Genomic DNA, 24,381 nt, shown 5'->3' with positions numbered 1-24,381 from the left:
GCAACCGGAAACCGAAAGCCGCCGCCTCGCCTGGGAGGCGGCGGCTCCCCAGACGCCCGAAAACCGGCCACAGGGTGATGCCCATGTCCGGTCCGGCCGGCCCGGCATGGCAAACGGAGCCACCATGACCTTGCGCAAGAAATTTCAGCTTTTCTCCCCTCGGGACGTCGACGCCGACCACACGACCGGCGTGGTCAGCGACTTCCAGCGTTTTTCCATTCACGACGGCCCCGGCATCCGGACCATCGTCTTCCTCAAGGGGTGCCCGCTCCATTGCCTGTGGTGCCAGAACCCGGAAAACATCCGGTCCGCCCCCCAACTCATGTACATCGCCGCCAACTGCATCCGCTGCGGCAAGTGCGTGGACGCCTGCCCCAACCACTGTCTCACGGCCACGCCGGATGCGGGCATCGTCCTTGACCGGGAGCATTGCGCCCTGCCGGAATGCGGGCAATGCCAGCGCGTGTGCTACGCCAACGCCTTAACGGTCTGCGGCCGCTACCTGAGCGTGTCCGAGGTCATGGAAGAGGTGGAGCTCGACCGGGAATTTTACGACCGCTCCGACGGCGGCGTGACCTTTTCAGGGGGCGAACCCTTTGCCCAGCCCCGCTTTCTGGCCGCACTGGCCCGGGAAGCCAAAGCCCGGGGACTGCACACGGCCGTCGAAACCTGCGGCCAGGCCGATTGGCAGGCCATGGAGCCGGGCCTGCGCCACATGGACCTGGTCCTTTTCGACATCAAGCACATGGACGCGGCGGTCCACAAGGAGCTCACGGGATCGACCAACACGCGCATCCTGGCCAATCTTCGCGCCATCGACGCCATGGGCATCCCGACGCGCCTGCGTCTGCCGCTGATACCCGGACGCAATGATTCGCCGGACAACCTGGGCCGGACCGCCGCCCTGGCGGCCGAACTCAAGCATCTGGTCGCCCTGGATATCCTGCCATACCACCGCATGGGCGAACCGAAATGGCGGCAATTGGGCCTGGACTACGCCCTGCACGGACTCGCCCCCCACGACCGCGAGGCGGTGGAGCGGCTCACGGCGTCGCTTAAGCCCTTTCCCATCGCGGTCACCATCGGTGGTTGACCGCGGGAATCCCGCCGCGCTGCGCGCCGGGGAATGACGGTACGTCTTGACGCCGTGTAGTCGCGGCGGCCGTCTCTTGACCTCAAAGGCCTGCGTCATGCCGTGGAAGCTGCCCCGGTCGGGCGGGAGCAGGCTGGGAAAGGCGACGGGAACAGGACCCGTCGTGCAAACGAGGAGCACTGTGCCTGTCCGTCGCCGGATGCCGCCTTTCCGGGCAGCAGGGCCGAAAACCCGGCAGGCGGACACCGTGTCAAAGGAATGCCCGGGCAAACAGCCCCTTCCCTCCCGAAGGAGAAGGGACAACGGCCGAAACCCCGCAAGGGAGGGAACCATGAGTGCGCCGTCATTAGGCAAAGAAATGTTCTCCGAATTCCTGGGGACCATGATCCTCATCATCTTCGGAGCCGGAAGCGTGGCCATGAAGGTCCTTTTTGGCGATGCCCTCAACATCTCCTGGGATACGATCACCTTCGGCTGGGGGTTGGGCGTGTTTTTCGGGGTGCTGGCCAGCCTGCGCTCCGGCGCGCACATCAATCCTGCAGTGACCCTGGCTCTGGCCGCCACGGGGCGCTTCCCCTGGGGCAAGGTGCTGCCCTACGCCCTGGCCCAGACCGCCGGCGGTTTTCTGGGTGCGGCCATCGTCTTTGCGGACTTCAAGGCCAAATGGCTTCTGGCCGACCCCGCGCTGGTCAAAACGGCCGGCGTCTTCTGCACCTTCCCGGCCGTACCCGGCTTTTGGCCCGGTTTCATCGATCAGGTCATCGGCACCGCCGTGCTGCTGTTCGGCATCCTTTCCATCGGCGACTTCGGGGCCAAGAACAAAGTGCCCTGGATCGGACCCGTGGCCGTGGCCATGCTGGTCATGGCCATCGGCATGAGTCTTGGGGCCATGAATGGCTACGCCATTAACCCCGCCCGCGATTTCGGCCCCCGTTTCTTCGCCTTGATCGCCGGCTTCACCCAGCCCAACCTGATGGATACGAGCATCGTGCTCGTGCCCATCCTTGGCCCCCTGGTCGGCGGTGTGCTCGGCGCGCTCATCTATGACAGGACCACTGGAGCCCTCAACAAAGATCCCGACGTCTGCTACTGCGAAGACGGCGCGCAGGAGTGCGAGTCATGAACAAGCATATTGAGTCCACGAGGACAGCACACCGAACCCGGTACTTCATCGCCTGAAAATACTGCCGCAGTGTTGTCGGATGCAGCGTAGGCCGTCCGCAACCGCCACCCCGGGCCGTCGTTTCGCTTTCGAGGCGTCGGCCCGGGAGGGCCGGCCCCTGGCTGCCAGGCATGGCCCGGCGCGACACGACCCAAGGCCATACCCTTGCCAGCCAGGGCAGGATATCGCATGCTTTGAAAGCCGCCTCGGCAAGACACATCGGCAGGGAGGAAGCTCATGGGACCGACATCAGGCAAGCCTCCGATCAAGCTCTTTATCGCCGATGACCACCCCTTGCTGCGCATCGGCCTGCGCCTGGCCTTCGAGAGCATAGACACCATTACGATTGTCGGCGAATCGGACAACGGTTTCGACACCATCGAGAAAGTCCAGAAAACCGCCCCCGACGTTTCCCTCATCGACATAGACATGCCAGGCCTCTCGGGTATCCCGGCCATTCGCGTCTTGCGCAAGGTCATGCCGGGTATGAAGATCCTGGCCCTTTCCACCTACAATGACACCAATTACATCAAAAACGCCATGCAGGCCGGAGCCGACGGTTACGTGCTCAAAACCATCGACATCGACAACCTGGCGCGCCTCATCGAGGCCTTCCATGCTGGCCAGCCCATCGTTTCCCCCTATCTGGTCAATCTATCCATCGATCTGACCCCCGAAGATGCCCGGCCGGACCACCCCGTCGAAGCGCTCACCCATCGCGAGCTGCAGATTCTGCGGTCCATCGCGGCGGGAAAAAACAACAAGGATATCTCGACGGTGCTTTTCTTGAGCATCGAGACGGTCAAGTCGCACATCAAGCATATTTTCAGGAAACTCCACGTCAACAACCGGTTCGAAGCCGTGATCGCGGCCCGGGAAGCCAAGCTGCTCGATTGACGGCCCCCGCATGCCGCTTGGCTCCGAAACGATCCTCGCAATCCCCAGCCCCCACTGGCCCGAAATGCGTCAGGCCCAGGAGACACGACGCCATGAAGCAGTCCATCCAACTTCTGGATCTGATATCCAAAGAAAAACTCGATGAGATCCTGCAAGCCGTCAACGAAGCCTGCGGCATCGGCTCAGTCATCGCCGATACCGAGGGCCGACCCATTTCCAGCGAATCCAATTTCTGCACCTTCTGCAAGGATTACTGCCGGGCGACCACGGAAGGACGGCTGAAGTGCTATGCCAGCGATGCCTATGGCGGCAAGATGTCGCTCAACGACAAGGAACCCTACGTTTACGATTGCCTCAATGCCGGTCTGGTCGACTGCGCAACCCCTATTATCGTGGCCGGGCAGCACATCGGGAACCTCAATGGCGGCCAGGTTCTCGAGGAAGCCATCCCCATGGACGAAGCCGTGCTGCGCGCCAAAAGCATCGGCATCACGGATCTGGACGGCTACCTGCTGGCGCTGAAAAAAATACCCCGAGTAAAACGCTCGCGGCTTCGCAAGATCGTCAACCTCATGTCGGTCATCACGCAGACCATCAGCGACATGGCTTTGCAGCAGATCCTGCTGACCCTGCAATCCAAGGAATATTTGAACAAGCTCATCAACAGCGTTTCGGACTGCATCATCTCCGTGGACACAGATTTCTCTATCGCCGTCAACAACGACCGCTGCGCGGACGTGTTCGGTTGCCCGCCAAGCTCCTTTACGGGGCAGTCCCTGCTCAATTTCATCCAGGATTCCAAGATCCTCAACGCCTATAAGCAGAATCTCGACCTGGGCGTGCAGGACAACTACCGCTTTGAATTGACGGCCTTGACGCAACACAAAAAACCTTTCCCCGCTCAAATATCCCTCTCGCGCGTCAACGACGAATCAGGCAAGGCCGTCAGTTACGTCGCCATCCTGCGCGATATCACCGAGGAAAAACGTATCGCCAAGATGAAGGAAGACTTGGTTGGCATGCTCACCCACGACATGCGCAATCCCATCCTGGCCATAGACCGGGCCTTGGAGCTGCTGTGTAACGGCCGCCTCGGGCCGGTTAGCAGCAATCAGGAGAAAATCCTCAAGCTGGCCATCAATACCAACGACCAGTTGAGCAGCATGGTCAACGCCTTCCTCGACATCTTCCGCGATGAAAGCGGCCGTTTCGAACTCCATGCAAATTACTACGACATCAACAAGATCATAAACCAATGCATCGAAGAATATTCCCTTCTGTCCGAGGAGAAGGAACTGACCGTTTCCTTCCAACAGCAGGGACAGCCTCTTAAATTATATTGCGACCTGTTCCGAATAAAAAGGACCATCAGCAACATCCTTGCCAATGCCATCAACTACAACGTGATAGGCGGCGGCATTGACCTCTCGACCACTGTCATCAATGGCAGCACCCTTGGGCTCAGCCCCTACCTGCCCGGAACGTACCGGCAAAAGGTTGTGCCAAGCCGGAGTTATCTCTGGATCATCATTTCGGATACCGGCTTTGGCGTCCCCGAGGCTTACCAGGAAACCATTTTCGAAAAATTCTTCACGATCCAGACCGAAGAGGGCCTGGGCCGGCGAGGGATCGGACTCGGCCTCGCCTTCAGCAAGCTCGTCGTAGAAGCGCACCAGGGCTTCATCTTCTGCCGCACGCCGTCTCGTTCGGACAGCAAGTCCCGTTCTCCTGGCGTCGAATTCCATCTGATCCTTCCCCACTAGCGACCACAATACCGTTGGATGCATTTCGGCATGGACGGAAGCTCCCCCCAAGACCAAAAAAGCCGTCTGCCCGGACTAAACCAAGATATTCGCAAGCAGCTTAGCCATCCTGAAGTCTCTTATTACGTAGCCTATGATATTTAATCCAATTACAATAACGCTATGAGCGGTCCTTTTGACAAGTCTGGATTCGCGCTTATGGCTTCTGACCATCTCATGCCTGGGTATTCTCCTCCAGGCTGCTTAAGTATTAACATAATGATTATCTGCGGATACGAAATATGGAGAGACTTGGAAAAGACTACTTGGCGGGCAGGAAAGATCGATATAATAAAAACAAGCAACAGCCAACGGATATGCTGATCGATTTGGTTGAAAAGCAAGCTATTTCCGGACTATCAATGATGATTATCATGAGCGACAGTGCGACGCCTTTGACGAATTTCCGTTTTACCCTAAACACGGCAGGATCTCTTTACGGGTACAATCAAAGCACGGAGCGGAATGGGCAATGCCAACTCGTGACTTGACTCAGAAGACAACCACTGGAGATTGTCCACAAGATTATCTGCCTTATTTGGTTGAAAAAGAAGTAAAATTTGCACACTATGTGCCAACAACCCGTCTTTGGATGAGTCAACTTTCCATTCTAACATGCAGTTAGATGGCGGACCTCATCGGATCGATATGGCAGCGGAAGCTAACGTATTCAACTCTTGGATTTTGACGCATCCAACATGGCCGTTGGCAGGCAGCCACAGCCCCCTCTGACCATTTCCAACCAGACCAAGGAGAATAGCATGCATTCCCATAAAGGTTTTGGGCCGAAAATGCTGCGTCGGACATTGCTCAAGGGGATGGGGGCGTTGGCGTTGGCACCGCTCATGACAGGCCTCGGCGCTAAAAATGTGCTTGCATCCCAGCCAAACGACAAGCCCAAGATTGGCAAGGGAAGTCATAATACACGACTGGTGCTACTCGGCACTACGGGCGGCATGACATGGTGGCCGGGTTCGAGCCGGGCCAGTAATTCCCAGGCCCTGCTCGTCGGGGACGCCATGTACATTATTGACCTGGGTTTTGGCTCTTGCGCTCGTCTCGCCGAAGCCTTCAATTTCGGGCACTTTATAACTATCGGCGGCCAGCGGACACAACTGGAACTGTCCACGTACCTCTCCAACATGCGGGCGGTTTTTTTCACCCATCTCCATATGGACCACCTGGGCGACTACCCCACCTTTTTGGAAATTGGTGCCAGAGCCGGCTACGCAGAGAAGCAGCCACTTGTGATCATCGGCCCCGGTGACCGTGGCAGGCTCGACGACAACTTGTCCGGCTATAAGGGCACTGTCATCCAAGCCGAAAGCTGCAATCCGCCTTTCACCACCCCGACTCCTGGCACCAAGATGATGACCAGTCACATCCTCCAGGCCTTCGCTCAGACCTTCAACGATTGCGCTCAAGATGAGGGCTATCCGGACATCCCCAAAATCATCGACGTCAAGGAAATCGGCGATCCCACGACGATTCCCTGGCCGTCCAGCTTTGTCATTCCCGATCCGAACAAACCGTGGACATCGAACATCACCTGCCCGTCAATGGATCCCTTCGAAATCTACAAGGACGACCGACTGCGCGTTACGGCCATCCTCGTCGATCACTTTGAAGTTTACCCCGCCTTTGCCTTCCGGTTCGATACCGAAGACGGATCGCTGGTCATTTCGGGCGATACCGGTCCCGACACCAGGGGAAACCTCCAGAAACTGGCCAAGGGAGCTGATGTTCTTGTCCACGAGGTCATCGATGACTTCTGGATCAAGGCCAGCTTCAAGGGTGTCAAGAAGGGAGAGCCAGCTTGGCCGTTGTACCATCACGTCATAACCGCGCACACAAGCACCGCTGATGTCGGAAGAGTAGCGCAACAGTGCAGCGTCAAGACCCTGGTATTAAGTCACATAGCGCCGGCCAACGCGCCAGTGGCACGCCTGAGACTGGCCCAAGAGAACTTCTCCGGAAAATTGATAGTTGGGGAGGACCTGATGGAGATCGGCATTGGCAAACCCCTTGGTCGCTCCAAGGCGTAAGCTATTTTTAATCGCACTGACGCGCCAACATGACCGTTGGCAGGCGCGCCACAGACGCTTTGGCTACCTGTTGCTGGAGTTGCCCCTGCCCTGGGCGCGGCATAAGACCCAGGCTGTCCTCTGGCTGCTTCGCGGCCGGGAAATGGGCTGGGCCAAGCTTGAGCGCAAAGCCACAGTCGATTCCCGCCAATTCAAAGACGAGCGCACAGGCGGCTTGCCCGGCGATCGGCCCGGGGCCTCACGATACACACGGCGGCCGGGAGCATTCCGGAGCAGGCCGGGTATGGCCCTATTTAGTCGGTCTCTGGATGCGAAAGACCATGGCATAGAGGGCCGGCGTAAAAAGCAGGGTCAAAAGGGTCGCCACCAAAAGCCCCCCCATGATGGCAAAGGCCATGGGTCCCCAAAAAACGTTTCGCGTGAGGGGAATCATGGCCAGGATCGCCGCCAGCGCCGTCAACACCACCGGCCGGCTCCGTCGCAGGGTGGCGCCAATGACGGCCTCCCAGGGCGCAATCGCGTCCCGCCTGTCCTGGGAGATCTGATCCACGAGGATGACGGTGTTGCGCATGATCATGCCGGCCAGGGAGAGGACACCGAGCATGGCCACAAAACCGAAGGGTTGGTTGAAGGCGAGCAACGCGCCAACCGCCCCGATCAGACCCAGGGGAGCCGTGGACACGACGAGAAACAAACTCGGGAAGCTTTGCAACTGAAACATCAACAGCACGAGCATGACCCCGGCCATCAGCGGCAACAGCACCACGATGGCGGCATTGGCCTTGCTGCTTTCCTCGAGTGCCCCGCCGGTTTCGATACGGTAGCCCGGCGGGAGCGTCTTTTCGATGGGCTGTAACCGGGGTAGGAGTTCCATGGAGACGTCCGGCGGCTGCACCCCGTCGATGACCTCCGCCCGGACGGTGATATTGAGGTCGCGGTTTTGCCGCCATAGGATGGGTTCCTCGGCGATATACTGCATTTTGGCCACCTGGGAGAGGGGAATGGGCTGGCCGTTGCGGGCGCTGATCGTCAGATCGGCGAGAAGTTCCGGGCGCAGTCGTTCCTCGGGAACGGCCCGGGCTACGATATTGACCAATTCGGTGCCGTCCCGGACCTGGGAGATGGTGACCCCGGACAGGAGCATCTGGAGGGCCTCGGCGATATCCTGCGGGGTCAGGCCGAGAACCCTGGCCCGGTCCTGGTCCACCACCAGCCGGATGGCTTTGGCCTGCTCGTTCCAGTCCAGATTGACGTCATAGACCTTGGGATTGGCCCGCATGACCTCGCGGACCTCGTAAGCAATGGCCCGAACCTTGAGCGGGTCTGGCCCGATGACACGAAATTGCACGGGAAATCCCACCGGCGGCCCCAAAAAGAGCGTCGTCACCCGCACCCGGGCCTGGGAGAGACCACCCTTGGCGACGAAGGCCTCGACGCGGCTTTTCAGTTGGTCCCGAGCCTCGGCATCCCTGGTATTTAAGACGACGACACCGTAGCTGGCATTGGGCAGCTCCGGGGCCATGGGCAGGAACCAGCGCGGCGGACCGGAGCCGATATAGCTGGTGGCGGTCTTGATGGCAGCATCGTCCTTGAGGAATGTCTCCATGGTTTCTATCGCAGCGGCCGTGGCCTTGAAGGACGAGCCTTCCGGCATACGTATTTCCACCAGCAGTTCCGGACGCGAAGAGGCCGGGAAGAACTGAAGCGACAGAAAGGCTGCGCCGACGCAGGCCAGGAGAAAAAACGCCAGGGTCGCGCCAACCACGACGTTTCGGTGCATGACGCACCAGGTGATGCAGGTGCGCAGCCGTTGGTATGTCGGGGTTTCGTAAATGGCCTCGCCAACCTGATGGGCTGCGCCGTGAAACTGCGGCAACAGCTTGTAGCCAAGGTACGGCGTGAAGACCACGGCCACGAGCCAGGACGAGAGCAGGGCGATGGTCACCACCCAAAAAATGCCGCCCGCGTATTCCCCTGAGGAGGACTTAGCCAGCCCGACGGGAAGAAAGCCGGCGGCCGTGACCAGCGTGCCGGTCAGCATGGGAAAGGCCGTGGCGTTCCAGGCGAAGGTGGCCGCCTTGATCCGGTCAAATCCCTGTTCCATCTTCACCACCATCATCTCGACCGAAATGATGGCATCATCCACCAGCAGGCCCAGAGCGATGATGAGCGCACCAAGCGATATTCGTTCAAGGCTCATGCCAAGCGCGGCCATGATCGCCAGAACCATGGACAGCACCAGCGGCACGGCCAGGGCCACGACAATGCCTGTGCGCCAGCCCAGCGACAGGAAACTCACGGCCAGGACGATGACCAGGGCCTCAAGAAACGAGCGGAGGAATTCGGACACCGAGGCATCGACCACTTCCGCCTGATCCGCCACCGTGCTGATTGCAAAGCCCAGGGGCAGGTCTTTGCGGATGAGCTCAATGGCCTGGTTGAGGTGCTGGCCAAGCTCCAGGATATTGCCGCCCTTGGCCATGACCACGCCCAGGGCGATGGCTGGCTTGCCCTCATGCCGAACGACAAATGTCGGCGGGTCCTGGGCGTCCCGGCGCAAGGCGGCGATGTCCCCGAGCCGGAACACCTTGCCGGCATGTTGGATGGGCACTTCCGCCAGGGCTTGGATACCGGTCAGCGCGCCGTCCACGCGCAGATGGACGGTGTCCGTATCCGTGTCCAGATTCCCGGCCGGTGTCACGGCATTCTGCCGTGCGATGGAGTTGAAGACGGTCTGGGCCGTCAGTCCGAGGGTGGCCAGCTTGGCGTGGTTCAGTTCGACGAAAATGCACTCGGCCTGTTCCCCGTAAAAGCGGACCTTGGTCACGGACGGCACGCGCAGCAAGGCCTGGCGGATGTCCTCGGCCTCGTCCTTGAGTTCACGCATGGTGAAGCCGTCGCCCGTCAGCAGATACAGCACAGAGTCCACATCGCCAAACTCGTCGTTAAAAAACGGACCGAGCACGCCCGAGGGCAAAGTGTCCTTGATGTCGCCCACACGTTTTCGGGCCTGGTACCAGCTCTCGCCCACTGCCGTTGCCGGCGCGCTGTCCCGCAGGAGCAGCTGCATGACCACGCTGTCCGGCCGGCAATAGGTTTTCACCTTGTCGAAATACGGGACTTCCTGGAGCTTTTTCTCGATGGGATCGGCCACCAGACGCTGCATCTCGTCAGCCGTGGCCCCGGGCCAGTTGGCGCTGATGATCATCGACTTGACAGTGAACTCGGGATCCTCGGCCCGCCCGAGCTGCCGATAGGACCAGATGCCGGCCAGGGATACAACAAGGATGAGAAAGAGCGTGAGCGGACGGTGGGTGACGGCCCACTCCGACAGGTTTACGCGCATTACTTGTCGCCCTCCTTCGGCGCGTCGGCCAGACGGACGGTCATGCCGGCATCGAGCTTCTGGACGCCGGAGGTGACAATGGCCTCGCCGTTGGCAAGCTGCCCGAGTACGAAGGCATCCCTGTCGGAGTAGTGGTCAATCGTCACCGGCCGAAGCGCCAGTCGCCCGGTCTGCGGTTCGACAATCCACACGCCAGGGCCGCCGCCCTGGTTAAAAAGGGCGCTGGTCGGAATGCGGAAGATACGTCCGCTGGCGGGAGCTGCCAGACGCAGGGTCGCCGTCATGCCCAGTCGTACCGCGCCGTCGGTGTCCGGCAGCGAATAGCGTACGGCATAGGTCCGGGTGGCCGGATCAGCGGCCGGAGCGGTTTCCCGCAGCACAGCCCGGTAGTGTACGTCCCGGTTCGACCAGAGCGTGATTTCCGCTGTGGTATTCTTAATGTCCTGCAGCCGCCGTTCGGGAATGTCTGCCTGGACTTCCAGCGCACCGTCCTTGGCTACGGCCACAACGCTCTGACCCATGGACACGACCTGCCCGGCCTCGGCGCTCACCTTGGTGACCACCCCGTCCGTGCTGGCCAGGAGCTTGGCGTAGCCCAGCTGGCTCACGGCCAGCTTGTGGGTTCGCTCCGCCTTCTCCAGACGCGCCCGGGCCTCATCGCCGGCAAGGTGTTTCAGATCGTATTCGGACTGGCTGACCACATGCCGGGCCAGCAGCGTGGTATAGCGCCGTTCCTCGGTGGCGGCCTGCTCCTGATTGGAAATCGCGGCCTTCCATTCCGCCAGGGTGCTTTCCGTAGCCAACCGCAGGTCCTTTTCATCGAGGCCGGCCAGCATCTGCCCGGCCTGGACGCGGTCTCCAACATCCACGAGACGTTTTTCGATTCGCCCCCCCACCCGGAAGGACTCCTCCACCTCATGGCGCGCCACGATCACGCCGGAATAGGTACGGTTTTCAACGCCCGAATCCAGACTGACCCGCATGGTCCTGACCACAGGAACAGTCGGACGGTTGCCGTCGGCTTCCTGGCAGCCGGGCAGCAAGAGGCAAAACACAAGGGGGAGAAATCTCGCCCAACGGGTTGCCACTGTGGATTGGGGCGACAGAAATTTGGTGCACAAAGGCATAGCAGACGCCATCCAGGTTGGAAGGTGAAAAAAAAATCAGGCTTTGGCGCTGAGGCCGTAAAAAAGGAGATCAAGGAGTTGTTCAAGCTCCTCCAGCATACTGCTGCCACCGTCGCTTTCATTCACCCGATGTTCAAGCAGTGATGGATACAGGAAAACTGTCAGAGCTTCATGGAGGGCGATTGCCATTTTATAGCCGTCCATTCTTCGGAATTCTCCGGCGGCCATTCCTTGCTCAAGAATGATACTGATATAATTGCACATACGGTAACTGTGTTGTTGTACGACATCCCAATGTTCGTCCATGGCCACGGCAACCATATCGTAGAGCTTTTTCTCCTTGATAATGCTGCGCTTGATGATGGTATGGTAGGCGACGATAAAGCGGGTCAGCCTCTCCGTCGCCGTTCCCTCTTCACCAAGCGATTCCCAGCTTTCGGCTTCGATACTGTGCACCAGCCGGTCGCAGATCGCTTCGTTTATGGCTGCCTTGGTGGGGAAATAGCGATAGACATTGGCCGGGCTCATGCCCAGGGCTTTGGCAATGTCAGCCACGGTGGTCTTGGCGTATCCTATATCCCGGAAAAGCCGCTCGGCCGTGGCAACAATGCTCTGCTTGGTCGCTACGGCATCGAGCTCGGAAGTTTTTTTACGTCCCATGTGTCGCCCTCTCTGGATATGGCCCCTTTAGGACCGAGGCTAAATCTTGATTCAAATTTAATGATGATTTTTATAATTTATCATTTTACAAGTCAAGACCATTTTTCCCCGCTGATTGACAGCATAAATTTACAATGTTTTAAAGTATATACGGTGAAGTTCGGCGACGATTCCGCCAGCGTTACGCTTCCAGGAGAACCGTCCGTACCCCAGTTCGGCCATCAGGATTCCCGGACATGGGCGAAAGAGAACAACAAAAATCTACGGCTCGACGACATAGGACAGGAGCTAGCCGAAAGAATATTTAATGCAGTGCCGGATTCAATGAAATTCACCGACATTTTTGAGCTGATAAATTTCCCTACCATCCCCGGCCGGACAACACGGAAGGGAGCTCGAAGCCGCCAGCTGTCCTTGACCCTGCGCCTTGAAACAGAGATACGAAAGTATCGCATCGCACCACAACGTGTCCGTCACGCTCAAGGAGCCTCTATGCTTCCCCATGTCAAAATATTTACCCTCTCCACCTGCTCGCACTGCACCCAGGCCAAAGAGTACCTCGAAGCGCGGAAGGTTCCCTATGACAGCGTCAGCGTGGATTTGACGGTCGGCGACGAGCGCACCCAGGCCCTCGACACCATACGCAGACTCAACCCGGAGCTGACATTTCCCACCATCATCATTGGTGACAAGACCGTTATTGGCTTTCGTCCAGACGGGATTGCAGCCGCCCTCAGAGAATACGGCTGGGAAACGGACCTTCCGGGCGATACATGGCAGCAACCGTAATGCCTACGGTTTCCCCGGTTGGAGATTGGACAGGTGAAGGCGCAGGGCGGCAGACACTTCGCCCCACCATCCGAAAGCCCCCTGGCCGGGGGACTCAAGACGACCGTTTCGGTCAAAACGTAGGTCAGGGAGCGACGTTGACTGGGAAAACGCGACGAGGCCCTGCCGCGCTACTCAAAACAACGCAAGGTGCCGCATGAAACCGTACAGCCCCACAAGCAAGCAAACGCTGGCGACGATCTGCCGGAGACGATGGGGCGCGACGCGATGCGACAGGCGGATGCCAATGACAAGCCCGGCGGACTGCAAGACCGATATCCAGGCCGCCACCGTGAAATCTATGGACCCGCAAAGAAGATTACCCAGCGTGCCGCTGCCGGCCACCGCCACTTGCAGCACCTGTCCGGCAGCGATGGAGAGTAACGGCGGGAAGCCCAAGGCCACCATGATCGGTATGGACAGGACGGGGCCGCCCGCCCCGGTCAGACCCGAAAAAAACCCCACGCCGGCACCGATGCCGGCCATGATCGCCTTGTGACGCGCCAGGCGGCCGTCGTAACGGACGAGGGTGCCGCGCCGAAACGGAAACAGCGCCGATGCCCCGGCAAAAATGATGAGCAACGACAGGCTCAGGTTGAGGAGCTCGACCGGAGCGCGGGAGTTGACCACGGCCCCAAGCAGGCTCGATACGGCGGCGGCCAGGGCCAAGGGCCGGGCCGGGGCCCAGTCGATGGCATGGCGTCGTTGCTGGAGCCAAACGGCCAGCCCCCCCACGACGAAGAAGCTGCACATGGCGGTGGCCATGGCGGTCTGCACGGGGAGGCCGGCGGCGGCCTGCAGAGCCGGAATGACCAGGACGCCGCCCACACCCGTAAAGCCGGTCAACACGCCGACGACAAACACGGTCACGGCCAAAGCCACCATAGCACCGCCTCCCAGGCTGGCTCCCCGCCATGGCTGGGCCGCCATCACGGTGTAAACGTTTGCATCGCCGCATGACCGCCAAATTGTCAAGGATATAAGGCTCATTTCTTTGCAGCGGCCCGACCAAGCCTTCTAGCTGGTTTCTCCCGCATCGCAATTGGAGAATCATAGCAAAATATAACACGAAGTAAAAATAATTGCTAATTATGATATAAAAGAATTTAAAACATAGCATGAATAAGGTACGATTCGTACGATAATAAAAACGAAGCCCTATTATGGCTTTCTGTTGACAAAAACAGGCTGCTGAATGAAAACGCTTTCATTGGCTACCTCACTCCCGTTCCCCCCCGAGGCGCGGCAGGTGAAGGCCCAGTCCAAAGACCGCAGGCGATCCCGCATTGGCATCAAGCACCAGGAAATCACATGGCGCAGATCACCATCCAGGACGTTGCCCAATTGGCCGGAGTATCGCCGGCCACGGTGTCGCGGGCCCTACATTCCCCCCATCTCGTCAGCAAGGCGACCCGCGAGAACATCGAACGCATCATTCGCGAAAACAATTACATATACAATGCCGGCGCCGCGGATCTCTCCCGCAGGAAATCCTCGGTCCTGGGCGTGTTCATTCCCACCACCGGCGGCACCGTCTTCGCCAGCACCGTTGGGGCCATCGAGGAATACGCCTACGAGCGGGGCTTCCCCGTCATGGTCAGCAACACCCGCTACGATCCCGATATCGAAGAGGTGCTGCTGCACAAATGCTTGGAACGCCGTCTGGCCGGCGTGATCCTCACCGGTTACTGCCAGGCCAACGAGTCGCTCATCCTCTCCTTGGCCGAAAAGGGCCTGCCCTGCCTGGTGGCCTGGGAAATCCTCCCCGAGTCGGTGCCGCTGAGCTATGTGGGCATTGACAACTTTCAGGCGGCCTTCAAGGCTACGGAGTATCTTCTGGGCCTGGGCCATCGTCGCATTGGGCTGATCGTGGGGCCGCGCTCGGGCATCTTGCGGGCCAAGAGGCGTTACGACGGCTTCGTGGCGGCCATGGAGGCCCACGGCATCCCCTGCGATCCCGCCTCCATCATCGAATGCCGGCCCACCATGCTCAACGGCAAGGAGGCCATGGGCCGCCTGCTCCACCAGCCCAATCCCCCCACGGCCGTGTTCGCCGCCAGCGACTTTCTGGCCATCGGCGCCCTGGCGGCCATCCGCGAGTTCGGACTGCGGGTGCCTGAAGACATTTCCCTGATGGGCTTCGACGACATCGAATTCACCAATTACACCTCCCCGCCGCTGTCCACGGTGCACGTCCCGAGCTGGGATATCGGCCATCTCGCCGTATGCCTGCTCATGGACTTCATCGAATCCGGCGACGGCGTGCCCCGCAGGCTCTGCCTGGACACGCAGCTCATGCTGCGCAAGTCCTGCCGGCCGATCTAGATCCGCGCGGCGCAAGGGAGACCTCTCTGGCGGAAAGGGCATCTGGCGACAGCCGGCGCATGGGCCGGAAACGATGGAGTACAGAGGTTACTATGGAAACGGTAGGCATTGTCGGAACCGGTGTCATGGGGCGGACCGTTGGCGCCGCTTTTCTGGAGCATGGCTTGTCTGTCCACGGCTACGACGCCTTCGCCTCGTGCCGGGAAAAGGGCCGGGACATGGGCATCGCCATGCACGGGAGCTTGGGCGAACTGGCCCGGGCCACGGACCGCATCATCCTGTTCCTGCCGGGCCCGACGGAGATCGCCGCTTGCGTGAGCGGCCCGGAGGGGCTGCTGGACTCGGCCGCGCCGGGAACGGTCATCATCGACATGTGCACGAGCGCGCCGCACACCACCCGGGACATGGCCAAAGCGGCCAAGCAAAAGGGCGTGGACTACCTGGACGCCCCGGTCCTCGGCCGGCCGGCCACCGTCGGCAAATGGGCCTTGCCGGTCGGCGGCGACATCGAAGCCTGCCGGCGGGTCGAACCGCTGCTGCGCCTGATCGCCGCCCATGTCGTGCATATGGGCGACAGCGGCGCCGGCCACAAGGTCAAGCTGCTCAACCAGATGATGTTCGGGGCCATCAACGGCATGACCGCCGAGATGATGGCCGTGGCGCAGAAGGTCGGCATCGAGCCGGGACAACTCTACGACGTCATCACCGCCAGCCAGGCCGGCACCGTCAGCAATCTCTTTCGCGAACTCGGCCAGCGCGTGAGCGACGAACGCTACGGCGACCCCACCTTCACCGTGGCCCTTTTGGCCAAGGACGTGCGCCTGGGCGTGGATATGGCCGAACAAGCCGGCGCGCCGCCGCTTCTCGGCCGCACCGTGGATTTCCTCAACCGGACGTCCTGCGCCCAGGGCTACGGCGACGAGGACACCTCCGTCATGTGGAAATGCCTGGGCAATCTCTGGAAGGGAGGGCACTAACATGGCAAAAGCGAAAAAACTGCTCATGCTTGGCGTTGACGCCGCCTTGCCGGATTACGTCAAGCGGTTCGCCGCGGAAGGGAGCCTGCCCAACATCGCCCGCCTCATGCAAGGCGGATTCAGCACCCGCGTCATCCCCACCTTCCCGCCGCTCACCGCGGCGGCCTGGTGCGCCATCGTCACCGGAGCCGGCCCCGGCACCTGCGGCATCCCCAGCCTCATGGTGCGCATGCCCGGCGAGGAGCTCAACTCCTGGCAAACCTCCTTCGACAAACGCCTGCTGATGGCCGAGACCCTCTGGGAAAGCGAAAACAGGGTCGGCCGCCGGGTGGCCCTGATCAACTGGCCCGTCACCTGGCCCATGGAGCTCCCCGAGGAGCACGGCATCCAGATCGCCGCCTCGCTCAACCCTCCCTTCCGCTATTTTTACATGCCCCTTTGGGACGTGGCCGGCAGCGCGGTCTTCGCGCCGGAAAAGCTCCCCTGCGACCAGGTTCCCGGCCGGGCCGTGCCGGTCGCCCCGACGCCGGCGACGGACTGGAAAAATCTCCCCGCAAGCGCCCTGCCGCCCCTGGAATTCACCATCGACGTCCCGCCGGTCTACGCCAAGGGGCCGCGCTACCACGTCGTGATCACCGCCAGCGGCGCGGCCGGCTACGACGCCATGACCATCGCCCCGTCCAAGGATGCGGCCAAGGCCGTGGCCGTGCTGTCCCCGGGCGGCTGGAGCGACTGGATCGAAGAGGATTTCACGGACAAGGACGGCAAGCCCCGCCGGGGCCGCTTCCGCCTCCACCTGGCCGCCCTGTCGGCCGACGCCACGGCCTTCCATCTCTTCCACAGCGCGGTCAACACCGCCGAGTCCTATACCCTGCCCCCGTCCATCACCCCCGAGGTCGAGGCCGCGGCCGGCCCCTACATCGAGGTGGACGACCCCTGGTCCTTCATGGACGGCTGGCTGGAACTGCCCACCTACATGGACCAGCTGCGCCAACTGGCCGACTGGTGGGGCGGGGCCACGAAGTACGCCTTGCAGCGCGAGGACATCGACTCGGTCTACACCTGGGTCGGCACCGTGGACCACCTGCAGCACGTCATGTACGGGGCGCTCGATCCCTCCTCGCCCCATTACGATCCGCAACGGGTGGAATATTGGACGGATATACTGCGCCAGGGCTACGTCCAGGTGGACAATGCCGTCGGCCGCATCCTCAAGGACGTCGACCTGGACGAAACCCTTGTGGTCCTGGTGTCCGACCATGGCTTTTCCGCCCTGGCCTCAAGTCCCTACATGAAAAAATTCCTCAAGGAAGCCGGGCTGCTCGCCTATACCATCGATCCCGCCACCGGAGAGATGGTCATCGACTGGAGCAAGACCAAGTGCTTCCCCCTGGAACCCTGCCACGCCCATCTCTTTGTCAACCTACGCGGCCGCGATCCGCATGGCTGCGTCGATCCGGCTGACTACGAAAAGGTGCAAAACGAGATCATCGACGCCCTGCTCGCCTGGCGCGATCCGGAAACCGGCGAACGCGTCGTGGAGGTCGCCCTGCCGCGACAGTTGGCCTCCCAGTTCGGCGTGTACGAGCGCCAGGGATTCGAGCGCGTGGGCGACGTGCTGTTCGCCATCCGCCGCCGGTACATGAACTGCCCCTTCGTCTACCGCGCGGCCGTCAAATACCGTGACGGCACCGAGCGCGTCATCGAAAGCCCGGAGATGTTCGAACCGGCCGTTCTCGGACGCCATTTCACGGGCGTGCACACCGCCCTCCCCCACGAACCGGACATGCACTGCCTGCTCGTCATGCACGGTCCCGGCGTGGCCGCCGTCGAACGCGACATTCCGGCCAACATCATCGACATCGCGCCTACCGTGGCCGCCCTGCTCGGCGTGCCGCAGCCCAAGGACTGCGAGGGCAACGTCATGGGCGCGGCCGTCGCGTCCGGCCCCGAATAAGGGGCGCGGGCAGGACGTTGCCAGAGGTTATCAGCAATAAACGGCGCATTCCCCGGCAGTGGGTCGTCTTGGTCTAGCGCCGTTACGATGTGCGTATTCCAAACACAGGAGGCTACCATGCACAGAGCACACCGTTTCTTGGCCATCATTTTTTGCGGCATGCTGGTGTTGGCCTGCGCCAGCGCCCCCGCCTTTGCCGCCGACCCCGCCGCCAGTGGCGCCAAAACAACCTTCGGCCTCAAGCCCTATGAGAAAAAACAGGTGCTGCGGGTAGGTTTTTTTGCCGGCTCCCCCTTGTCCATCCCCTTCTACATCGCCGACAAGGAAGGCTTTTTCAAGGAACTCAACATCGAACTGAAGTACGAAACGTTCACCAACGGACCAGCCATGATGGAGGCCAACGCCAACTGGGACATCGGCGGTTGCGGCCTGGGCGGCATGCTGGCCGGCATGGTCGGCTACAACCTGCGGGTCATCGGCATCTCTGATTACGAAAAGAACCTGGCCCTGTTCGTGCGCCCCGACAGCCCCCTGGCCAAGGACGCGAAAAATCCGGACAACTGGAAGGGTACCACCTGGCTCTATCCCTTGGGCACCACGGCCCAGGCCACCCTCGTGGCGGCGCTCAAAAATGTCGGGCTCGGGCTTTCGGACGTCAAGTCCGTCAACATGGACGTGGCCAGCGCCCTGACGGGCTTCACGGGCAAGCAGGGCGACGGCCTGGGCGTGTGGAACGCCATCGCCTTCACCGCCGACGACAAGGGCTTCGTGCGCATCGCCGACGCCCGCAGCCTCGACGTCATGGCCCCCTGCGCCACCCTGGCCACCGAGCAGTCCCTCAAGGAGAAAAAGGAACTGCTCACCACCGCCTACCTCGTCTTCCACCTCACCTGCCAGTGGATCAAGGCCAACGACGCCAACCTCAAGAAGGCGGCCCACTACTTCCAGGAAAACTGCGAGGAGGAAGGCATCGCCTGCACGCCGACCATCGCCCAGCGCGTCATGGAGTGGTTCGCCGGACAGCCGCTCAAGCAGGCCATCGACACCATGACCGTGGCCACCACGGACACCAGCGGCCTCTACACGGGGATTCCCCTCACCCAGGCCCAGCGCGAGATCTTCTCCGGCATGGATTTCTTCATCTCCCAAAACAAGTACAGCGCCCAGGACAAGGAAAAAATCATCAAGGAGCACCTGATTGATCCGGCCATCGCCGAAGCGGCGAAGCAGGTGATGCAGGCGCAGGGCCTTGCCGCGCAGTAAGCGCACGCGGACCGCCGAGGGGGCTTGGGCCCCCTCGGTCCGCACCGGCGAGTTTGGAGAAAATACGGATAATCTCCCGTCGATGCTTGGGCGACGGAACAGGGGGACAATACGGCTATGACACAACCACCGTCCGCGGCCCGGCTCAGCGAGGCCGAACGCGTCGCACTGGTGAAGCGCCAGAAACAAAAGGACAAACAAACCGCCATCGCGCTGTCTGTCCTGGGCATCCTGGGGTTTTTGCTCATCTGGCAGGCCATTGCGGCGTCCGGATTGCTGTCGGAACGTTTCCTGGCTTCGCCCATTGAGATCGTCCGCTTGTTTTTCGTGAAGCTTGTCGATCCGAGTCCGGACGGCGCCGTCCTTGGCGTCAACATCCTGTCGAGCCTCACCGTGGCCCTGACGGGTTTTGGGCTGGCCATCGTCATCGGGGTTCCCCTGGGGCTGCTCATGGGCTGGTACAAGGCCTTCGACAGCTTCATGCGCCCGATCTTCGAGATCATCCGGCCCATCCCGCCCGTGTCCTGGATTCCCCTGACCATCGTCTGGCTCGGCATCGACCTCCAGGCCAAGGCCTTCATCGTGTTCTTCGCCGCGTTCGTGCCCTGCCTCATCAATTCCTACACGGGCATCCGCCAGACGAACCCGGCGCTTATCAACGTGGCCAAGACCTGCGGCGCGTCCAACTTCACCATCTTCCTGAAAGTGGGCTGTCCCTCGGCCATGACCATGGTCTTCGCCGGCATCCGCGTGGCTCTCGGCAACTCCTGGGCGACCTTGGTCGCGGCCGAGATGCTCGCGGCGGACAGCGGGCTTGGCTACATGATCATCATGGGCCGCCAGTTCGCCCGGGCCGACATCGTCATCTTGGGCATCGCGGTCATCGGCGTCATCGGTACCTTGTTCGTGGCGCTGCTTGATCTGGTGGAAAACAGGGTCCTGGGGTGGAAAAAGCAATGAAAACACCAGTTATCATGAGCAAAATGGAGCGGCACGAGCTCAGGTGGCAACGCATCCGCATGGTGCTGCCCTTCGTGTCCGTCGCCCTGCTGCTGGCCTTGTGGGTCTTTGTCTCCCACGGCGAACACGCCAGATTCCCCTCGCCCACAGCCACCTGGGACCGCTTCGTGCTGATCATGGAGCATCCCATCAAGGGACTCAACATCTTCGGCCATGTCTGGGCCAGCCTGCAACGGGTGTGCATCGCCCTGGTCTGCGCCTGGGTGTTCGGCATCGGCTTTGGCATCCTGACCGGCTGGTACCGGAAAAGCGACTCCCTGCTCACGCCGCTTTTCACCGCCTTCCGGTCGATACCGCCCCTGGCCTGGATTCCGCTGATCACCATCTGGTTCGGACTGGGGGAATTTCCCAAAATCCTGCTGGTCTTCATCGGCGCCATCCCGGCCATCGTGGTCAACACCCACGCCGGCATGCGCTACGTCCAGAAAATCTACCTGGACGTGGGCACCATCTTCAACGCCAACGCCCGCCAGAAGCTCTACAAGATCGCCATTCCTTCGTCCCTGGACGCCATTTTCGCCGGCATCCGCACCTCCACCAGCGCGGCCTGGATGGTGGTGCTCGCGGCCGAGATGCTCGGCGGCAAATCGGGCGTGGGCTTTCTCATCATCCGGGGAATGGACTCCCTGGACATGCCGCTGGTGCTGCTCTCCATGATCTTCATCGGACTGGTCGGAGCCCTTCTTGCGGTGGTCACCCAACTTACGGAGTTGATACTGTGTCCATGGATGAAAAAATCCTCAAGCTGAGCTTGCGGCACATTTCCCAGAGTTACGTCGTCAACAACGAAGTGCGCGACGCCATCGTGAACGTCTCCCTCGACGTCTACGACAACGAGTTCCTCGTCATCCTGGGGCCGGGCCAGTGCGGTAAGTCCGTGCTGCTCAACATCATCGGCGGCCTGGAACAACCCATCGACGGCGAGGTCTTCCTCGACGGCAACCGCATCGTGGGCAGCGATCCCCGCATCGCCATGGTCTTCCAGAAACTGGCGCTCATGCCCTGGAAAACCGTTCTCGACAACGTGGCCTTCGGCCCGCAGATCGCCGGCATAGCCAAGGCCGTCTGGCGGGAGAACGCGCAGAAGTACATCGATCTGGTCGGGTTGCAGGGGTTCGAGAAATGCTACCCCTTCGAGCTTTCCGGCGGCATGAAGCAGCGCGTCGGCATTGCCCGCGCCTATACGGGCAATCCGGAAATCCTGCTCATGGACGAGCCCTTCGGGCAGCTCGACGCCCAGACGCGCTACGCCATGGAAGACGAGATCCAGCGCATCTGGCAGCAGGAAAAACGCACCGTGCTTTTCGTGACCAACAACATTGAGGAAGCCGTCTATCTCGGCGACCGCATTGTTCTGCTCTCCAACAGTCCGGCGAGCATCAAGCACATCTATGACATTTCCCTGCCCCGTCCGCGCAACATGACGGACCCGGCTTTTTTGGCCATCCGCAAGGAAATCGCGGACAACATGGATTTGGCCCTTTAGGCCGCCCAAGGACACGACGGCATCATGCTCCGAAAAGCCCTTCACCCCTCGGACCACGGGCCCGCGGACTCGCGCGGCCTTCCATGGAGCGCGAAATGACGACGCAACCCGACGAGATCAAGGTCGAGGTCAAGAACCTGACCAAATACTTCGGCAACCTGCACGTCCTCGACGACATCTCTTTCAACATCAAGAAAGGGGAATTCGTCTGCGTGGTCGGCCCCACCGGCTGCGGCAAGACCACCTTTTTAAACCTCCTGACCCGCATTTACAGCCCCACGCGCGGCGACCTCTTCATCGACGGCGAATCCGCCGATCCGAAGAAACACAACCTGGCCTTCGTGTTCCAGGAGCCGTCGGCGTTTCCCTGGCTCACCGTGGAAAAAAACCTGCGCTTTGGCCTGGAGATCAAGAAGCTGCCCAAGGACGTCATCGACGAACGCACGGAAATGATCATCAAGATGCTCGGTCTCCAGGAGCTGCGCAACAGCTATCCCCATCAACTCTCGGTCAGCTCCGAGCAGCGCATCATCATCGGCCGGGCCTTCGCCATGAATCCGGATCTGCTCCTCATGGACGAGCCCTATGGGCAAATGGATGTCAAGCTGCGGTTTTTCCTGGAGGACGAGGTCATCCGCCTGTGGCAGGAGCTGGGGACCACCGTGGTCTTTATCACCCACAACATCGAGGAAGCCGTCTACATGGCGCAACGCATCCTCATCCTCTCCACCAAGCCGACAACCATCAAGGAAGAGGTGATCGTCGACCTGCCAAGGCCGCGACGTTTCGACGATCCCAAATTCGTCGCCATCCGCAATGCCGTGACGGAAAAAATCAAGTGGTGGTAGCGGGGACTTCCCGCGCTTTATTGGCTCCGACAGGCCTCCTGCCGGACAACGCAAACCAAGGTGACAGTCATGCAAGACGTTTTGTTGGATTACGGCGATACGAAGATGCGCGTGGAACTGCCCGACAGCGCGAACGTGCTGCGGCTGGCCGAAGTGGACACCGACCCGCCGGCCGTTGATCCGGCCGCGGCCACCCGTCGGGCCCTGGCCAATCCCCTGGGCACGCCGCCCTTGCGCGAACTGGCCAAGCCCGGCCAAAAGGTGGTCATCGGCTTCCCCGACCGCGTCAAAGGCGGAGCCGGGCCGCAGTGCCACCGCCGGGTGGCCATCCCCATCATCGTGGAGGAGCTGCTCGCCGCCGGGGTGCGCCTGGAAGACATCACGCTGCTGTGCGCCCCGGGCCTGCACCGGCACAACACGCTGGAAGAATGGTACTGGTACCTGGGCAAAGAGATCGTGGACATGTTCTGGCCGGGAAGGCTCCTGAACCACGACGCCGAATCCCCGGACATCGTGGACCTCGGCCAAGACGAAATGGGCAACATCGTGCAGGTCAGCCGCCTCCTGGCCGAGGCCGACCTGCCCATCGTGGTCGGACACTGCTCCGGCAACCCCTACGGCGGCTATTCCGGCGGCTACAAGATGCTCGTGACCGGCCATACCACCTGGCGCTGCATCAGCTCCCACCACTGCCCCAAGACCATGCACCGCGACGACTGGCTGGGCGCGACCCCCCACTCGCACCAGCGCCACCAGTTCCGCTCCATCGGCGAAGCCATCGAAAAAGGCATCGGCAAAATGATCTTCGGCGTGGACGCCGTGATCGGCAAGAAGGCGCAAGTGCTCGACGTGCAGGCCGGCCTGCTCGGCGAGATCGAAAAAGCCACCTGGCCGCTGGCCGACAAGCGCACGAACTACGCCCTCGACGCCGCCGAACCGGCCGACGTGCTCATCATGGGCCTGCCCCGCAATTTCCACTACGGCCCGGGCATGGGCTCCAACCCCATTCTCATGAGCCTGGCCATCGGCGGCCAGCTCTCGCGCTGCTGGGGCGCCTTCCGGGAAGGCGGGGTCATCATCGCCGCGGCCGTGTGCGACGGCTGGTTCAATCCCAAATGGTTCCCATCCTACGCGGAAACCTACGAGGCGTTGCAGAAGTATTGCACCCCGGCGGAATTCCTGACTTCGAAGGACGCCGACGCCCTCTCCGCCAACCCCGAATATTGCTACTCCTATTCCAATTACAACACCTACCACCCCTACCATGCCATGTCCATGATCAGCGGCGGCAGCGTGCCCGCCCAGCGGACCTCGGCTGTGTACATTGCCGGAGCCAAGGCTCCCGGATACGCCCGGGGCATGGGTTTCACCCCCACGGCAACCTTCAAGGAGGCCATGGCCATGGCCCAGCGCCACGTGGGCAAGACCCCCCGCATTCTCTGCACGCCGGACTGCTTCACCGGCGGTATGGGCGTGCATCTGCATCTGAAGAAGTAGAACGTTCTCCGCCAACAGACCTGTGCGGCAAGAGGGACGCAGGATGCC

General features: G+C 61.1%; 20 protein-coding genes. 16 read left to right on the top strand and 4 right to left on the bottom strand.

Features of this window, described 5'->3' with window-relative positions; all coding sequences use genetic code 11:
• Positions 1–124 precede the first annotated feature (124 nt).
• The 6 genes from NY78_RS13565 (at position 125) to NY78_RS13540 (ending at position 6,999) form a co-directional block, all read left to right on the top strand.
• Entirely contained in the window at positions 125–1,093 is a 969-nt protein-coding gene (locus tag NY78_RS13565) for a glycyl-radical enzyme activating protein (protein ID WP_043636950.1), read from the top strand.
• A 331-nt stretch (positions 1,094–1,424) separates the two neighbouring features.
• The gene (locus tag NY78_RS13560) at positions 1,425–2,216 is read left to right on the top strand and encodes an MIP/aquaporin family protein (protein WP_043636947.1); all 792 of its coding nucleotides are present in this window, start codon (positions 1,425–1,427) and stop codon (positions 2,214–2,216) included.
• A gap of 276 nt (positions 2,217–2,492) precedes the next feature.
• On the top strand, positions 2,493–3,152 hold the full coding sequence (locus NY78_RS13555; RefSeq protein ID WP_043636944.1) for a response regulator: 660 nt from the start codon (positions 2,493–2,495) through the stop codon (positions 3,150–3,152).
• Positions 3,153–3,244: 92 nt separating this feature from the next.
• Positions 3,245–4,915 (top strand): PocR ligand-binding domain-containing protein, encoded by a 1,671-nt coding sequence (locus NY78_RS13550; protein ID WP_043636942.1) that lies wholly within the window; start codon positions 3,245–3,247, stop codon positions 4,913–4,915.
• A gap of 281 nt (positions 4,916–5,196) precedes the next feature.
• Positions 5,197–5,445, top strand: coding sequence for a hypothetical protein (locus NY78_RS24715; protein ID WP_043636940.1), 249 nt, complete (start codon positions 5,197–5,199; stop codon positions 5,443–5,445).
• A gap of 270 nt (positions 5,446–5,715) precedes the next feature.
• Positions 5,716–6,999 (top strand): MBL fold metallo-hydrolase, encoded by a 1,284-nt coding sequence (locus NY78_RS13540; RefSeq protein WP_053062212.1) that lies wholly within the window; start codon positions 5,716–5,718, stop codon positions 6,997–6,999.
• A 289-nt stretch (positions 7,000–7,288) separates the two neighbouring features.
• Here the strand turns inward: NY78_RS13540 and NY78_RS13535 are convergent, their stop codons facing one another.
• The 3 genes from NY78_RS13535 to NY78_RS13525 form a co-directional block, all read right to left on the bottom strand.
• On the bottom strand, positions 7,289–10,345 hold the full coding sequence (locus NY78_RS13535; RefSeq protein ID WP_047960186.1) for an efflux RND transporter permease subunit: 3,057 nt from the start codon (positions 10,343–10,345) through the stop codon (positions 7,289–7,291).
• Positions 10,345–11,400 carry an efflux RND transporter periplasmic adaptor subunit gene (locus tag NY78_RS13530; protein WP_231583995.1) on the bottom strand — a complete coding sequence of 352 codons (1,056 nt, stop codon included), beginning with the start codon at positions 11,398–11,400 and terminating at the stop codon, positions 10,345–10,347. The genes NY78_RS13535 and NY78_RS13530 overlap by 1 nt, the downstream gene beginning before the upstream one ends.
• A gap of 108 nt (positions 11,401–11,508) precedes the next feature.
• On the bottom strand, positions 11,509–12,132 hold the full coding sequence (locus tag NY78_RS13525) for a TetR/AcrR family transcriptional regulator (RefSeq protein ID WP_043636937.1): 624 nt from the start codon (positions 12,130–12,132) through the stop codon (positions 11,509–11,511).
• A 60-nt stretch (positions 12,133–12,192) separates the two neighbouring features.
• Between NY78_RS13525 and NY78_RS25525 the strand changes: the two genes are divergently transcribed.
• On the top strand, positions 12,193–12,921 hold the full coding sequence (locus NY78_RS25525) for a glutaredoxin family protein (RefSeq protein WP_231583994.1): 729 nt from the start codon (positions 12,193–12,195) through the stop codon (positions 12,919–12,921).
• A 174-nt stretch (positions 12,922–13,095) separates the two neighbouring features.
• Here NY78_RS25525 and NY78_RS13515 read toward each other — a convergent pair whose 3' ends face one another.
• The gene (locus NY78_RS13515; protein WP_043636934.1) at positions 13,096–13,845 is read right to left on the bottom strand and encodes a sulfite exporter TauE/SafE family protein; all 750 of its coding nucleotides are present in this window, start codon (positions 13,843–13,845) and stop codon (positions 13,096–13,098) included.
• A 426-nt stretch (positions 13,846–14,271) separates the two neighbouring features.
• Between NY78_RS13515 and NY78_RS13510 the strand changes: the two genes are divergently transcribed.
• From NY78_RS13510 to NY78_RS13470, 9 genes are all read left to right on the top strand, one after another.
• Positions 14,272–15,285 (top strand): LacI family DNA-binding transcriptional regulator, encoded by a 1,014-nt coding sequence (locus NY78_RS13510; RefSeq protein ID WP_053062211.1) that lies wholly within the window; start codon positions 14,272–14,274, stop codon positions 15,283–15,285.
• Positions 15,186–16,262, top strand: a complete 1,077-nt coding sequence (locus tag NY78_RS13505; protein ID WP_082140013.1) for an NAD(P)-dependent oxidoreductase — start codon at positions 15,186–15,188, stop codon at positions 16,260–16,262. Before NY78_RS13510 ends, NY78_RS13505 begins: the two co-directional genes overlap by 100 nt.
• A gap of 1 nt (position 16,263) precedes the next feature.
• Positions 16,264–18,219: an alkaline phosphatase family protein gene (locus NY78_RS13500; RefSeq protein ID WP_043636929.1), complete on the top strand. Its 1,956-nt coding sequence runs from the start codon at positions 16,264–16,266 to the stop codon at positions 18,217–18,219.
• 117 nt (positions 18,220–18,336) lie between these two features.
• Positions 18,337–19,482 (top strand): ABC transporter substrate-binding protein, encoded by a 1,146-nt coding sequence (locus NY78_RS13495; protein ID WP_053062210.1) that lies wholly within the window; start codon positions 18,337–18,339, stop codon positions 19,480–19,482.
• 117 nt (positions 19,483–19,599) lie between these two features.
• Positions 19,600–20,442, top strand: a complete 843-nt coding sequence (locus NY78_RS13490) for an ABC transporter permease (RefSeq protein ID WP_043636927.1) — start codon at positions 19,600–19,602, stop codon at positions 20,440–20,442.
• Positions 20,439–21,251: an ABC transporter permease gene (locus tag NY78_RS13485; RefSeq protein WP_197084248.1), complete on the top strand. Its 813-nt coding sequence runs from the start codon at positions 20,439–20,441 to the stop codon at positions 21,249–21,251. The genes NY78_RS13490 and NY78_RS13485 overlap by 4 nt, the downstream gene beginning before the upstream one ends.
• On the top strand, positions 21,227–21,988 hold the full coding sequence (locus NY78_RS13480; protein ID WP_043636924.1) for an ABC transporter ATP-binding protein: 762 nt from the start codon (positions 21,227–21,229) through the stop codon (positions 21,986–21,988). The genes NY78_RS13485 and NY78_RS13480 overlap by 25 nt, the downstream gene beginning before the upstream one ends.
• 95 nt (positions 21,989–22,083) lie before the next feature.
• Entirely contained in the window at positions 22,084–22,836 is a 753-nt protein-coding gene (locus NY78_RS13475) for an ABC transporter ATP-binding protein (RefSeq protein ID WP_082140011.1), read from the top strand.
• A gap of 69 nt (positions 22,837–22,905) precedes the next feature.
• Positions 22,906–24,333 (top strand): lactate racemase domain-containing protein, encoded by a 1,428-nt coding sequence (locus NY78_RS13470; protein WP_043636920.1) that lies wholly within the window; start codon positions 22,906–22,908, stop codon positions 24,331–24,333.
• The last annotated feature ends 48 nt before the right edge of the window (positions 24,334–24,381 follow it).

It is taken from the genome of Desulfovibrio sp. TomC (genome assembly GCF_000801335.2).
Lineage (GTDB): Bacteria > Desulfobacterota > Desulfovibrionia > Desulfovibrionales > Desulfovibrionaceae > Solidesulfovibrio.
This window is presented reverse-complemented; position numbering and strand designations above follow the sequence as displayed.